This window comes from Methylovulum sp. (assembly GCF_028687615.1).
Lineage (GTDB): Bacteria > Pseudomonadota > Gammaproteobacteria > Methylococcales > Methylomonadaceae > Methylovulum.
On the sequence record NZ_JAQTZU010000015.1, the window covers coordinates 41,954 to 56,929 of the forward strand.

Annotated in this window: 14 protein-coding genes; 3 read left to right on the forward strand and 11 right to left on the reverse strand. The window is 48.3% G+C overall.

What is annotated here, in order from left to right:
• Positions 1-66: 66 nt before the first annotated feature.
• Complete coding sequence (gene hxlB, locus PHH59_RS10655; protein ID WP_300015468.1) at positions 67-600, reverse strand: 6-phospho-3-hexuloisomerase; 534 nt, start codon at positions 598-600, stop codon at positions 67-69.
• A 3-nt stretch (positions 601-603) separates the two neighbouring features.
• The gene (gene hxlA, locus PHH59_RS10660) at positions 604-1,251 is read right to left on the reverse strand and encodes a 3-hexulose-6-phosphate synthase (RefSeq protein WP_300015470.1); all 648 of its coding nucleotides are present in this window, start codon (positions 1,249-1,251) and stop codon (positions 604-606) included.
• A gap of 414 nt (positions 1,252-1,665) precedes the next feature.
• Between hxlA and PHH59_RS10665 the strand changes: the two genes are divergently transcribed.
• Both PHH59_RS10665 and dhaK read left to right on the forward strand, forming a co-directional pair.
• On the forward strand, positions 1,666-2,499 hold the full coding sequence (locus PHH59_RS10665; RefSeq protein WP_300015472.1) for an HAD-IIA family hydrolase: 834 nt from the start codon (positions 1,666-1,668) through the stop codon (positions 2,497-2,499).
• Between the two features lie 20 nt (positions 2,500-2,519).
• Positions 2,520-3,509: a dihydroxyacetone kinase subunit DhaK gene (gene dhaK / locus PHH59_RS10670; RefSeq protein WP_300015474.1), complete on the forward strand. Its 990-nt coding sequence runs from the start codon at positions 2,520-2,522 to the stop codon at positions 3,507-3,509.
• Here dhaK and dhaL read toward each other — a convergent pair.
• Complete coding sequence (dhaL, locus tag PHH59_RS10675; RefSeq protein ID WP_300015476.1) at positions 3,492-4,130, reverse strand: dihydroxyacetone kinase subunit DhaL; 639 nt, start codon at positions 4,128-4,130, stop codon at positions 3,492-3,494. The two genes, dhaK and dhaL, sit on opposite strands and share 18 nt — an antisense overlap.
• 291 nt (positions 4,131-4,421) lie before the next feature.
• Here dhaL and PHH59_RS10680 point away from each other — a divergent pair, with 291 nt between their 5' ends.
• Positions 4,422-5,180 (forward strand): ATP-binding protein, encoded by a 759-nt coding sequence (locus PHH59_RS10680; RefSeq protein WP_300015478.1) that lies wholly within the window; start codon positions 4,422-4,424, stop codon positions 5,178-5,180.
• Between the two features lie 86 nt (positions 5,181-5,266).
• Here PHH59_RS10680 and PHH59_RS10685 read toward each other — a convergent pair whose 3' ends face one another.
• From PHH59_RS10685 to PHH59_RS10720, 8 genes are all read right to left on the reverse strand, one after another.
• Positions 5,267-6,787: a sulfatase gene (locus PHH59_RS10685; RefSeq protein ID WP_300015481.1), complete on the reverse strand. Its 1,521-nt coding sequence runs from the start codon at positions 6,785-6,787 to the stop codon at positions 5,267-5,269.
• A 211-nt stretch (positions 6,788-6,998) separates the two neighbouring features.
• The gene (tsaE, locus tag PHH59_RS10690) at positions 6,999-7,406 is read right to left on the reverse strand and encodes a tRNA (adenosine(37)-N6)-threonylcarbamoyltransferase complex ATPase subunit type 1 TsaE (RefSeq protein ID WP_300015483.1); all 408 of its coding nucleotides are present in this window, start codon (positions 7,404-7,406) and stop codon (positions 6,999-7,001) included.
• On the reverse strand, positions 7,406-8,893 hold the full coding sequence (locus PHH59_RS10695) for an NAD(P)H-hydrate dehydratase (RefSeq protein WP_300015486.1): 1,488 nt from the start codon (positions 8,891-8,893) through the stop codon (positions 7,406-7,408). The genes tsaE and PHH59_RS10695 overlap by 1 nt, the downstream gene beginning before the upstream one ends.
• 346 nt (positions 8,894-9,239) lie before the next feature.
• Positions 9,240-9,533: a hypothetical protein gene (locus PHH59_RS10700; protein ID WP_300015488.1), complete on the reverse strand. Its 294-nt coding sequence runs from the start codon at positions 9,531-9,533 to the stop codon at positions 9,240-9,242.
• 61 nt (positions 9,534-9,594) lie between these two features.
• Positions 9,595-10,548, reverse strand: a complete 954-nt coding sequence (locus tag PHH59_RS10705; protein ID WP_300015490.1) for a beta-propeller fold lactonase family protein — start codon at positions 10,546-10,548, stop codon at positions 9,595-9,597.
• Between the two features lie 9 nt (positions 10,549-10,557).
• The gene (locus tag PHH59_RS10710; RefSeq protein ID WP_300015491.1) at positions 10,558-11,121 is read right to left on the reverse strand and encodes an SRPBCC family protein; all 564 of its coding nucleotides are present in this window, start codon (positions 11,119-11,121) and stop codon (positions 10,558-10,560) included.
• A gap of 395 nt (positions 11,122-11,516) precedes the next feature.
• A complete protein-coding gene (gene prsR / locus PHH59_RS10715; protein ID WP_300015493.1) occupies positions 11,517-12,872 on the reverse strand; it encodes a PEP-CTERM-box response regulator transcription factor in 1,356 nt (451 codons plus the stop codon).
• 21 nt (positions 12,873-12,893) lie between these two features.
• The gene (locus PHH59_RS10720; RefSeq protein WP_300015495.1) at positions 12,894-14,714 is read right to left on the reverse strand and encodes an asparagine synthase-related protein; all 1,821 of its coding nucleotides are present in this window, start codon (positions 14,712-14,714) and stop codon (positions 12,894-12,896) included.
• Between the last annotated feature and the right edge of the window lie 262 nt (positions 14,715-14,976).

Below are 14,976 nucleotides of genomic sequence, written 5' to 3' on the forward strand. Positions count from 1 at the left end.
AAATATTTTTTTGTTATTATCGAAACGAATAAGGAACGGGCTATTTAATAACCCGTTCCTTAAGCATTACTCTAAATTAGCGTGTCTTTCCCTCATCACTTCTTCTGGTATCCCTTTTTCATGAATTACATGAGAAATGGTTGCTTCCAAAAACAGTAATGTAGATAGTTCAAAAACAGTCCCCATTGGCATACCAAAAACTTTTCCATATTGTTCTGAACGACCAATTTGAAATACTGCATCTGATAAGTCACCGATTGTGGATTCGCTTTTCGCAGAGATTAACACAATGTTGGCGCCTATTTTTTGGGCGCTCTTTGTAAACGCAATCAATTGCTCAGTTTCCCCTGAACCAGAGATAATGATTAATAAATCACCGTTTTTTATGCTAGGCGTGACGATCTCACCCACGACACTTACATCGTAACCCGCATGTACCAATCTCATTGCAAAGAAGTTACCAACAAGCTTTGAACGCCCGGCACCTGCAATAAACACACGCTTGGCATTGTCTAGCAATTGCGTCAACTTTACATCATAGGTGTCATCTGTAGCTTCAAGAATGCTTGATATCTTTTCTACGACAAGTTGCTGATGCATTTATTAAGCCTCTGTGGCATCAACCAGTTCACGAATTTCGCGAGCAGCTTCAGCAGGAGATGGAGCACCATATATTGCAGCACCAACAACGATGATGTTAGCACCTGACTTAACAACGTCCTGAACTGTTGCGGCTTTGATACCACCAGCAACAGAAATTCTGACGTTCAAACCTAATCTGGCGATGTCGTTCAAATCAGAAAATGGAGTGTGACCAGCAGCTTGTGCGTCAAGGCCAGTATGGATACCCATAACGTGGGCACCTGCTTCAGCAGTTGCGCGTGCGCAAGCAACTTTGTCTTCTACATTGATTAAGTCGATTTGAGCTTCTGCACCGAAAGCATTTGCAGCTTTGATGACACCCATGCAGGTTGCCAATCCAGACACACCCAGCACTGTACAAATATCTGCACCAGCAGCATAAAATGGAGTAGCTTCATATTCGCCAGCATCCATAGTTTTCAGGTCAACTAAAATCAGTTTGTCCGGGAATTTTGCTCTCAGTGTTTTAACCAAGTTGACACCGTTGTGTTTGATACATGGGGTTCCGATTTCAAAAATGTCAACGTGTGGTGCAACCTGCTCTGCAAGTGCAACTGTTGCGTCGAAATCTAATGAATCCAATGCCATTTGAATTAATGGTCTAGCCATGATATGTGCTCCGAAGGGTTATTAATAATTATTGTTGGTTGCATAATTGTTTTGCGGACGTAACTGTAAAGTAGAAAGGGGACGCCTGTCAATGCCCAATGCTTATTGGCTAATCCCTCCTCCTATCAGACAAATATTACCCCATAAAAATATCATAAAAAATTATATTGTTATAATAAAAACACGATAAACATCCCCTCCTCCCTAAACTTTAAAATCAATGAACGCATAATAGCCATTCAAACTCGGTATTCATGGTAGCCATTGATTGGATTATCGGTGGGATTTCCGTTTAAAACCCCATCTATTTGTTCATTAACATCTTAGGCATGTCATGCAAACAACAAACCTTTTATACTATCGTAAAAAACTTTAAACGCCCCCCATATTGAGACATTCCCTATTGAGATATTTATGGAACCATTTTTAAACGTTCGCGCCCTCATCATTGATATGGACGGCGTGTTATGGCATGGCGACCAAGCCATACCCGGATTAACCACGTTTTTCGAAACGCTACGCAAACAAAAAATCCGCTTTATTCTCGCCACCAATAATGCCGGCATGACACCGGCACAATATGTGCTCAAACTTGCGAAAATGGGGGTGACCGTTACAGAAGATGAAATTCTCACTTCAGGCATTACTACCGCACTATATTTAAGCCAGCATGAAAACCCGGCAACTACAAGGGTATTTGTCCTAGGTGAAGCCGGGGCAAGCGAACCGATAAAAAAATGCGGTTTCACCTTAACAGGCTTGTATGAGGTCAATACCACCGCAACGCCTAACCAAGGTGCGGATATTGTCGTTTGCGGCAAAGACCAAACACTCACCTGGGATAAGCTGGCAACAGCAACCCTAAACATCCGTGCAGGGGCTAAGTTCATAGGCACCAATGCAGACACCACCCTACCTACAGAATACGGCATCACGCATGGCAACGGCGCGATTCTAGCCGCCCTGCAAGCGGCTACCGGTGTCATCCCGACCATCATTGGCAAACCTGAACCTATCATTTATCAACAAGCCATGGCATTGCTTGGTACGGACACATCCGAAACCATCGCCATTGGTGACCGTCTGGAAACAGATATTCTGGGTGCGGTGCGTACCGGAATCCGTAGCCTGATGGTATTAACTGGCGTGTCCACCCAAGAAGATCTCAAGACCTCGGACTACCAACCTACTTGGGTCATGGATGACATCCTCGCCGTCACGGCCGCATTGCAATCTTTGCCCCACTAAACCAGAAAAGGCGGGTCGTTATGAAAAAATTTATTAACTCTGTTGATACCCTGCTGGAGGAAAGCCTAAGCGGTTTTGCCAAAGCCCATGCAGATATTATCCAATTCAACGCACAACCGCATTTCATCAAACGCCGGCAACCGGCAACGTCCGGCAAAGTCGCATTAATTTCTGGCGGCGGCTCAGGCCACGAACCCTTGCATATTGGCTTTGTTGGTTCCGGTATGCTGGATGCGGCCTGTCCGGGCCAAATTTTCACTTCCCCTACCCCCGATCAAATGCTGGCGGCGGCAGAGGCGGTGGACAATGGCGGCGGCGTATTGTTTATCGTCAAAAATTATGCCGGCGACATCATGAGTTTTGAAATTGCCACCGAAATGCTCAGTTGCCCAAACGCATCGGTCATCATCAACGACGATGTCTCGCTACCCAAAACCCACAGTACTGGAAGGCGTGGCGTCGCGGGTACTTTAATCGTCGAAAAAATGTTAGGCGCAGCAGCCGAAAAAGGTGCTGACCTGGCAAGCTGCAAAGCTTTAGGGGAAAAAATAAACCGTGGCAGCGCATCTATGGGCGTGGCACTCAGCAGTTGCACCGTACCCGCCTTGGGGCATCCAACGTTTGCCATTAATGATAAGGAAATGGAAATGGGGGTTGGCATACATGGAGAACGGGGCCTCGCCACTTTGCCGTTGACCAATGCCACTGAAATCGTAGAACATCTTGTCAACGCAATCAACGGGGATCTCAACCCCCAAAAAGGCCAATCCGCACTGCTGCATGTCAATGGTTTTGGCGCAACGCCATTGATGGAACTCTACCTGATTTACGAATTGGCGGCGCGACACTGGCAAAACCAAGGCGTCAACATCGTGCGTTCTTTGGTGGGCAATTACACCACATCGCTGGATATGGCAGGCTGCTCAATCACACTGAGTGTATTGGACGATGAATTGCTTGGCTTATGGGATGCGCCCGTCCATACCGCAAACCTACGCTGGGCTTGCTGATAACACCGGGCATATTGCACAGATGATCAGTTGTGAGGTCTTCGCACCTGCATCAATATGGCCAAGGGTACGCGCTTCCAAAAATGATGCCCGGCCTTTGGTCGCAACCATATCCCGCGTAGACTCCACACCCGCCAGCGCAACTTCCTGTACCGCCGCCAAAACTCCTGCAAGGGCTATATCTGCCTTAGCCGATGCCTGTAAATAATTGGCGACCGGGACCAACACATCCAGCATTGTTTTTTCACCCGCATCGGATTTACCGCGCTGCTTCATCGACTCCACGCCTTGGTTAAAAATGGCGGCGAAACCGGCCGCATCCAATATCTGTCCTTTACCCGCTTTAGCCATCGCCACAAATAAAGTCCCCAACAAAGAACCCGACGCACCCCCCACGGTTGACATCAGTGTCATGCCTATTTTTTGCCATGCCGCAACCCAGTCAAGCAGGACCAATTCATGGCGTTGCTCCATCAGGGCATGGATACCGCGTTGCAAGTTGACGACATGGTCGCCATCACCAATCGCCTGGTCGAGTGCCGTCACTTCCCCGGCATTTTGGTTGATAGCATCGGCAATGGCTTCAATCAATTGTGGCAATAACGCAGTGGCATAAGTCATGATGTTCCTCTTGGGATATTAAACAATTCAAAAAAATCAACCTAGCGGCTGGCGACATTAAGGAATGTGCATGGAATAAATTCGCGGATAAAGACCTGTCAGGTTTTCAAAACCTGACAGGTCTGACGAGCCGGTGCGGAAATTATTTCATGCTCGTTCCTAAGATGCCAAAAGCATATCCCTATAAACCGTAGTTGAAAAAAACAACTTCAGAAAAATCCCGTGCCCAACTAAAGCCTTGTTGTTTTGCCTTATAATGCCAAGCAACTTTTACTTGGCAAGGAATAAACAATGATTGACTGGCATTTAACTTACGCCGCGATTTGGCGGCAACGTAAAGAATACCTGCGCCCCGTGCGTCAAACCGATCCGATCCGATTGGATGAATTATTGGGAATTGATGCACAAAAACAGCAACTGCTGGCAAACACCGAACGTTTCCTTGCCAGCCAACCCGCCAACAACGCCCTGTTGTGGGGTTCGCGCGGCACCGGCAAATCATCGTTAATCAAAGCCTTGCTGAATACTTACAAATCCCAAGGCTTACGGCTGATTGAAGTGGACAAACAGGACTTAGTGTATTTGCCGGAAATTGTCGATGACATCCGCGAACTGCCGCAACGGTTTATCATTTACTGTGACGACCTGTCTTTTGAATCCGGCGACAGCCAGTACAAGTCCTTAAAAAGCGTCCTGGAAGGCTCGGTTGAACTGCCGCCGGAAAACGTGTTGGTCTACGCCACTTCTAACCGCCGCCATTTGCTGCCGGAACTGATGAAGGACAACCTTGAATCCCATTTGGTAGACCGGGAAGTGCATTATTCCGACACTGTGGAAGAAAAAACCTCGCTCTCCGACCGTTTTGGTTTGTCCCTGGGATTTTATCCGCAAACGGCGCAAACTTATTTGAGCATAGTTGACGGCTTTTTCCCCGATGCGCCGGATGGTCGTGAAAACTTACATAAAGCAGCTCTGGATTTTGCCCATCAACGGGCATCGAAAAGCGGCAGGACAGCCAAGCAATTTTATAATGCGTTTGTGGGGGGTTAAGTTTGATCCACTGGACCATTAAGGATGTTTTGCCCACCACGATTTAATCGTGGCCGATAATCAGCGTTTATACTTTTTAGATAGGATCATGGGGCCGTCTGCTCCGCATTACGCAGGGCTTGTCCCGAAGCAGTGCGTAATTTGCCCAGCCAAAGCTTCAACTTATATTTAACCCATTGATCCATAATTAAATATTCATTATTAACCTGGAGCGGATCAGGCCAAAGACGATAAAGCTCCCGCTCCCCCGTATCATATTCAATATAATTGATTGGCCCATAATTACCGATAGCCCGCTCTTGGGTGCGAAGACCCGCAAAAGCACTGGGATCATAGGTCGCCGCCGCCTGAATATCAAACTCGTCTTGAGGTTCCAGCAGCGGATCTGCACTGAAAGACGTGATGCTTTGACTGGCATGTTCGAGCAACAAGACTTTGCGCCAATTCGTTGGTGTGATGCCATGCAGAATAGGCAACAAAGATCGGCCATCGACAAATGCAGGTGGCGTGATCCCGGCAATTTTGGCAAAAGTGGGGGCAAAATCGACATTGGCGGTAATTTCAGAAACCACCGATCCAGCCGCCACACCGGGGCCGCGCACCACCAGCGGCACATTGATATCCTCCTCAAACGCCGTGTTCTTGCCTGAGTTTAGACGATGCTGACCAAGATGGAAGCCATTGTCGGAGGTGATAAATACATACGTGTTGTTGAGTTCCCCGACAGCACGCAATTTATTCACCACGTTTTCCACTAAATCCCCAACCGCTTGCATGGACTGCCTTTGCCTGCGATAAAGAATGTCTATATTCGCAATCTGCTGGCTTGTCAAAAGCGGCTTGGCTTGCACCCATGCGGGTTTATCGCTGACATCGGCCTCATTAAAAGAAGCCGGACGGGGGGCTTTTACATTGGGGAAATCATTGGCGTAGCGTAAAGGGGCGGTTGCCGGTTGGTGGGGCAGGTAAGGGGCCAAAAAGATAAAGAAAGGTTTACCCGGATATTTGCTTGTCGTGTCGCCAATAAACTGAGTTGTCTTATCCGCCAACACATCAACCATGTAGTCTTTATCTGCATTGCCATAGGTGACGGTTTTGCCATTTTCGTTAAGCGAGTAATTAAATTCTGAATAAGGCTCGCCTTGATTAGGGCTGACCCAGTAAGTCCAACCTGGAGGTATGTAACTTATGCCTGATAATTTGCTGGGGTAACCATTGAGGTATTTACCGATCAAAGCCGTCCTGTATCCGGCATTTTGCAACCAAGTGGCGACGGTCGATTTCTCCAAACCGCCGCTATAAATTTTTCCAAAACCGCCATCAGGAGGATTGTTTTTAAACAGCCCTGTATTGTGGGCGTATTGCCCTCTCAAGGTAGACGTTCGGGACGGGCAACACAGGGATAAGCTGACAAAATTATTTTTAAACGTCATGCCATTGGCCGTAAGCAGTGAATTAATTTTCACCTGATGGCTGAAAACTTCCTTGTTGAGATCATCCGCCAAAATAAAGATGATATTAGGCGATTTCGCTTGCGCCGGCATCCCGAACAGAAAAACAACTGGCAAGAAACAAAACCAGCCGGACTTAGATAAAAAATTATTCATATTTTCAAATAGATACAATCGTTTATTTAGAAAAAAGGTTGCTATTTAATGGCGGGTAATTTGGCCATCATCCACAGGATCTGAACCATTACCAAACTGCACAAAGGGCAATGCCTATGCACACATTGGAATTTGAGGCTCATATTGCCATCGAATGAAATAGGTTGGCGGCGCGTTTGCCGGTTGATTGTTAAGTTCCCCCAAAGGGAGCCTAGCTCATGTCCAACAGCCGCCCGCTACCTTCGGCACTTAGGGTAATGACATAATCCGGCAGTGGCAGAAAGCCTTCGCCCTTGTCGGGCCATTCAATAAAACAAACGCACTCTTGATTAAAATAATCACGGATGCCTATCCATTCCAATTCTTCCGGTTCAGCAAGCCGGTATAGATCAAAATGGACGATTTTTCGGTCATTGACTAAATATTCTTCAACCAAGGTGTAAGTGGGGCTTTTGACCGCACCGACAAAACCGGCGGCACGCAGGTAGGCCCGCACCAAGGTGGTTTTGCCTGCGCCTAAATCACCTTGCAGGAAAACCACGGCCTGTGCAGGCAATAATGACCATAATTCGGCACCGAATTGATCGGTCGCTTCGGGCGTCGCTAAATATCGTTGCACTATTGATTAACCAGGCGTCGTAAATGCGGCATTAAGTCGCTCGCCAACAAGCCGCGTTCGCCGCCTTGTTCTGCGGCAATATCGGCGGCTTGTCCGTGGATATAAACACCTTGTTGCGCGGCGTCTTTAAGCGGGAAGCCTTGGGCCAGCAGCCCGGCGATAACCCCGGCGAGCGCGTCACCCATGCCACCTGATGCCATACCTGGATTCCCGGTCGTCGAAACAGAAACATCCTCATTTGATGCGATCAATGTCCCGGCTCCTTTGAGGATGGCAATACCACCGTATTTTTTCTGAATCATTTTCGCCACGGCAAAGCGGTCCTGCTGTACTTGCGCCGTTGACAGATTGAGCAATCTAGCCGCTTCCCCTACATGCGGGGTCAAGATACTGCGGTAAGTGGTCAGTAGCAAATTACTATGCGCCGCCGGTATTTTTGCCAACATATTCAACGCATCAGCGTCAATGACCGCCAGTTTTCTGGAATCAATGACCGCCAGCAATAAATCTTTTGCCCAGTCGGTTTGCCCTAGGCCAGGGCCTATGACAAGCACATTGGCTTTTTCAAGCAAGCCTGTCAACTCGTCAGAATTTTCCACCCCGTGGCACATCAGCTCAGGCCGATGTATGCTCATCAGCCCGGTATGCTCTTTGCGGGTGGCGATACTGACCAGACCTGCGCCTACCCGCAAGGCCGCTTCGCCCGTCAACATCGCCGCACCAGCGTAGCCTTGTTCCCCGCCGATAACCAAGACATGGCCATTTTTCCCTTTGTGGATACAGCGATCACGACGGGGAAATGTCCTGGGTACGACACGGTAGACCTTAGACGGGACTTCTTCAAAAATGTCTTCGGGTACGCCCAGCGATGCGTATTTTATATCCCCGCAATAATCTGCCGCATCGCCGGTAAACAAACCTTGTTTCAACGCGATAAAACTCACTGTACCGCCGGCTTTTACGGCTTCGCCCATCACTTTGCCGGTATTGGCGTTTAATCCCGACGGCATGTCCACCGCTATAACATGTGCCGGACTCCGGTTAATCATGCGGATAGCGGTTAAATAATCCCCTGCCACCGGCCTGTTCAAGCCTACGCCGAACAGAGCATCGACGACGACATCAGCCCGTATCGACAACTCGCTACGAAAAGGCAATACCGTACCACGGGCGGCAAGGTACTTTTTATAGGCTTTCGCCGCATCGCCCATGAGCGCGTCAGGATTGACCAAAGTATAGACTTGAACGCCAAAGCCAAAGGACAGTGCCAATTCCGCGACAATATAACCATCACCAGCATTATTGCCAGCACCACAAAACACGGCGATAGATTTAGTGTTCTGCCAACGTTCCCGTAAATAACGGAAAACCTCAGTCCCCGCCCGGATCATTAATTCAAATCCAGAAATACCGCACTGGTATATCGCCCTATCCTCCAATTCATGGATTTGAGCCGTACTGTAAAGCGTTGTGGGGAGTGTTTGCATAATGTTGTTTAAGCAAGCTTTTCAGAATTCCAATTTATTACAATCCCCTAGGTTCTTGCCTTAATTTCATAGGAGATCGCACGGAACTATACATCCAACCACGTTAGAATAGCCAATATCGTTAAATTATCCGTATCCACCAAGTGATGAATATATCCAGCCATTGCTTATTAATCTTGGCTCTATATGGGTTTTAAGGTCTTTTGCTAAAAATATACGTTAAGCCATTAATAAGCGTGGTTATCTAAAATACCCGTCATTCCGGCAATCCCTGCCGGAATGACGGGGGTATTTATGACCGCTATATTTATTAACGGACAAAAGACCTTAAAACCCATATAGAGCCTTAATCTTTATCCATATCCATCCATTCTTCCAACGCCGCAATAATGCTCTTTGCCTGATCTTTGCTGGAAATATTGAACTTGGATTTTTGCTGATATTCACCATTGCGTTTTTGGTAACGGCGGATGGTGTATTTATCGGGGCCGTATTCTTCTTTAGCCCGGTTCCAGTCCTGATAGCGGTAAATCACGGTCGCCCAGGCCCCTTTGGTCAAAACCTTTTTATCCAATTCCTTAACGGTTTCAACACCGCCATCTTGGTAACCCACCGTCAATTCATCTACTGTTTCAGCCATTGTCATCCTCAACCATTAACAAATAAATCGGAGTCTATCACATCAAGATAACAGGCAAACATCATTTGCCGATAAATTGCCCGAAAGCACGGCTGCCTTCACCGGTTTTGATGGTCTTGATGACGCGCAAGGTTTTCGCGTCAATGACCGAGACATTACTGTCAAACCAATTGGCGACATAGACATGGCGGTCATCGGGATGGGTGTCTATGCCTTCGGGTTTGTCGCCAACCGGTATCAAACCCGTCGCTTTTAAGGTTCCGGTATCAATCACTGAAACCGAACTGTCGTCCTGATTGGTGACCAACAAGCGGCTGTCGTTTAAAGCCAGCGTCGCCGCATAAGGCAACATACTGACTTTGACCGTTGCCAGGGCCTGCATCAATTGGGTATCCAGCACCGTGACATCATCACTTTGGACATTGGCGACATAAAGCCTCTCGCCCCGGCTATCAAGCGTCAAGCCAAATGGATGGCTACCCACGGCAACCGTTTGCTTGACCAGCCCGCGCTTGAGGTCAATCTTGCTCACCGAATTACCCAAACGATTCGCCACATAAAGCCAGCGGTTATCTGGACTGACCATCAAACCGGAAGGCGATTGTCCAACGGCAATGGTTTGCACAACGTGGTAATTGCCCGCATCGACGACGGCAACGGTATTGTTATACCAATCGGCGACATAAATCCGCTGGCTGTCAGGACTGACGGCAATGCCCAATGCACCGTCGCTCACTTTAACCTGCGCCACCAATTGACGTTTTTCGGTGTCTATCACGGCAAAGCCGTGGGCTTCGGGAGTGCTGATATAGCAATGCTTGCCATCGGGGGCAATGGCGACACCGGCAGGTTTCCCTGACACGGCAATGGTTGCCACCACTTCGCCAAGTCCGGTGTCAATAATGGAGACGCTGTCGCTTAATTGGTTGCTGATATACGCCAACGGCGCGGCAGCGAGTGCGGACGTAAAAAAAACGGTGGCGGCAACCACCGCTTGCAATAGTTTAATTGGCACTGAAAAACCTTATTTCTCAGCCAAGGCTTTCAGGTTCGCCAAGCCACCTTTTAAAATGGCGGTGACAGCCGTGTTGGCGGCGTCTTCGTTCATTTCTTCTGGTGGATTGTTGTTCATATACGCACGGTAATAACCCGCTTTCCATGACACCAACGCCGCCCCGCCTTTGTCTTCCACTTCAATGCTGGCGGCATAATTGTCAACCGGCAACACGGGGACTTTTTCTTCGGCACCTGAATGGGTGATGGTTTTCGCCGTGCTCATATCGGTGATTTTGTATGCGTAAGTCATTTTCTTATCATCATACTTTTTCAGCTCTTCGGTGATGGTACCGCCATCTTTCAAGGTAAGGACACGGATTGAACCTTTGTTGTTGCCTTTATCTGCCGTAGTGCTTTTAACGCCGGGCAACCAAGACATATCATCATAATTTTTAATGATATTCCAGACTTTTTCGGCGGTGGCGTTGATGGTGATTTCTTCTTCCGCTTTTTGACGGACCGGGCCGTGGGCATTGGCAAGCGTTGTAAACATAAACATCGCAGACAAACTCAGTAACGCTATTTTTTTCATAATCTTTTCCTAGTGAGAACAAATAAACGCGGCATTATATGCCAACTACCCATTGCAAGCACCAGTAAGTAGGTGTTGTGCATAAGTCTTTTAACATTTTTAAAAAGAAGCCGTCATTCCGGCAGGGATTGCCGGAATCCAGAATACAGGTATGTACACGCGTGTAGATTGCCGTCCGTGGCCCTTGGATTCCGGCAATCCCTGCCGGAATGACGATGCTTTTCTTGGCTTTATGGTGAAGGTGTAGGCACCGGATTTTACAAATTGTAATGTTAAAAGACTTTTGCACTACTACTTAGTTGGTCAGCTTTGTCCACGAAAAGCACGAAAGGCACGAAAATTGGCCAGGACGATGAGGTTTACTTTTTTGGCGTTTCGTGGACGAAAGACATCGCTCAATCATTAACCTTGATCCCATATTTTTCAAACAAGGTGTATAAGGTGGGACGGGTCACGCCCAACAGTTTTGCGGCATTGGAAATATTGTTATGGGAAAACGCCAAGGCTCGTTTTATCGCCAAGGTTTCGGCAACTTCGCGGACGGTTTTGAGGTTGAATGGCATGGTCTCCTCACCCGTCTCGCCCAATTCCAAATCATCAAAATCGATAATGGCATCGTCAGCCATAATGACCGCCCGCTTGATTTTATTCTCCAACTCACGGATATTGCCGGGCCACGGATAGCTTTCAATCGCTTGCACCGCTTCCTGGCTAAAACCTTTCAACACCTTGTGATTGGCTTCGCTGAAACGTTTTAACAAGACATTGGCGATAGTGATGGCATCGCCTTCGCGCTCCCTTAGCGGCGGAATAATCAGGGTGATTTCGCTGACGCGGTAATACAAGTCACTCCGAAACCGCCCCTCGTCAATCAAGCCCTGTAAGTTTTGATGGGTTGCACAAATAATCCGCACATCGACGGGAATTTCTTTGCGCCCACCAATGCGCTCTATGCTCCTCTCCTGAAGAAAACGTAATAATTTTGATTGCAAGGCGGTTGGCAAATCGCCAATTTCGTCGAGGAAAAAAGTGCCTTTGTCGGCATATTCGATTTTGCCTTTGGTTAGTTGCGCCGCTCCGGTAAACGCGCCCTTCTCGTAACCAAACAACTCGCTTTCCAGCAAGTTTTCCGGTATCGCCGCACAATTGACGGCGACAAAGGGCTTGTCCGCCCTATCGCTTAAATTGTGTATGGCTTTTGCCAACACTTCCTTGCCGGTGCCGCTCTCGCCCAACAATAAGGTCGTCGCATTGGTCGGCGCAACTTTTTCCACCATACGCGTCAGATCCTGCATTTTTTTACAGGAGGCAATAATGCCCGCCAAGGGTTCATGGATTTTATGTTGCAGATGGGTATAGGCTTTTTGTAACTCGGAAAACTGGAAAGCGCGTTCCACAATGAGCGTCAGCACATCCAAATCAATGGGTTTTTGATAAAAATCATACGCACCCATCGCGATTGCCCTGATGGCATTTTCACGGTCATCGTTGCCGGTCACGACAATGACCTTGCTTGCCGGTGCCAGTTGCAGCATTTCCTTCAAGGTCGCAAGGCCTTCGCTGGCATTGGCGGTGTCGGGCGGCAAGCCCAAATCCAGCGTGATCACGGCGGGCATGAACCGCCTCAAGGCGACAATCGCATCATTCCTATTGCCGGCAATGACGGTTTGGTAATTTTCGAATCCCCATTTTAATTGGGTTTGCAAGCCCGGATCATCTTCCACAACCAACAGCACTTTTTTATCGCCCACGTTCCACCCGCCCTCTACCATTTAAACTTTATGGGTTAATAACCACTGTTCCAGCATCACCAAAAGCCAAATCATCACCCCATAATAGGAGGCATGGCTGCTTTGATGCAATTGGATGAGCTTGGTAATATAAGCAGGATTCAAAAATCCGCGCTTGGCGATGCCTTGTAAATTGGCTTCGGCGAAATCTTTCAAGGCTTTGTCGGAACCCATCCACACGCCAAATGGCAAACCAAAACCCTGTTTGCTTTTAGCCAGGGTTTCTTTCGCCAGAAAACCTTCCATGCCCTGACGGTAAAATGAGCGCAACTCAAAGCCTTCCATCAACCATTTCGACGGGACTGACGCGGCAAAGGCCAGCAGATTTTCCTGCAACATCGGGTATTTCACATCCACGCCTGCCAGTTCGCACATGCGGTTGACCTTGCGTAAGTCATTGTCGGCAAGTGTGAATTTATTATCCAAAAACAACATTTTTTTGATCAGATCATCGCCTGCTGTACGTTGATAAGTCGCTTGCAATTGTTCCAGCGGCGCATTGGCGTTGGTTTGCGCCAAAAAATCCGCAGCAAAAATCTCTGCCAATGGCGTTCTATGTAAGAAATTATAGGTTTCCAAGCGTTCCGGCATGGCAATTTTGGCTTGCTCGATATAACTTTTCAGCTTCCTCAACAACGGAATGTTATCTGCGAGGGATTCCAACATGGCTTTGGCAAAATCGGGGACATGCCGGTAAAGATCAAATATTTTTTGCTTGGCATAGCGGGCGTTACCGGCAAAAATCTCATCGCCGCCATCACCCGCCAGCAATTGTGCCATGCCCTGTTCGTGGGCAAATTTCGCACAATAATACGCAGGGACGGCGGAGGCGTTGCCGAAAGGTTCATCATAAGCATGGGCGATCATCGGGATGGCGGCCAGGACATCAGCGGGCGTGACGTAATATTCATGCAGCGTGGCCTTGAAATGCCTGGCGGTGATGCGGGCGTATTCCATTTCATCATAACCTTGGGCGGCAAATCCAATGCTAAAGGCATCTACCGGTTGCCCGGACATTTTTTGGAAGACGCCGACTACCGTGCTGCTATCCAGACCGCCACTCAAGAACGCACCCGTTTGCTTATCCGCTACGCACTGTTTTGTCGCAAGTTCCAGCTCGATAGGGAGCTGGGCAAGCAACTCCCGCTTACTGGCGGTGCTGTCCTGGTAACTTCTTTGCCAGTAAAAACTGCGGGTGTCCTGCCCTTGGTTGACTTCCAAAAATTCGCCCGGCTGCAATTTGCCTATTCCGGCATAAATGCTGCCTGGGCTGGGGATCATGTGGAAATACAAATAATTGAAGATAGACTGCCCCGAGATTTCTGAATGCACATCTGGATGGGCGAGAATCTGGTCCAATTGGCTACCGAACACCAACACATCGTCTTTTTGATAATAGGCCAAGGGACGCAGCCCCATCCTGTCAACGGCCAACAAGGCGTAGTGATGGTCGGCTTGCAGCACACAGGCAGCAAACGCGCCGGTCATTTGCTTCAACACGTCACGGCCTTGCTGTAGAAAGCCTTCCGCCAGGGCGTGGGCGGCATCATGGTGTTGCGCGATTGCCGCCAATGCCGGGTCTTGCCAATCCGGCACCCCATCGACAATCACCAGCAAGCCCCTGCCCTCATAAATGCCGGGAGCGGCATTTATGCCATGACCACCTAGTCCTGCCGATTTATAATGGGCGACAACATGTGGCAAATGCCCGGTCAGGCCATAAGCCGCGTTGCGTTGGACTCCAAGCAAATGGAGCGGTTCGAAAGTCTTGGCGGCGGATAGCCAACCGTAGATAGCACTCATAAGCAGTCTTCCAAAAGTTGTTGGGGCAGCGAAAAACCTAGATATTATGGCATTGTACCGTTGCTTAATGAAAGCTGTAGGCCAAGTTATTCAAAGGGGATTTATAAATAAAAAACAATGGCATGTTTATCGCTTATCTGTTGGTACGTTTCTAGCCGAACCATAACAGGATGGGGTTCAACCTATCCAAAAGTACTCAAAACTTGGCGAATGGGTTGAAAACCACCTGCTTCTTCGGCCATTTTAAGTGTTAAAACCGTTG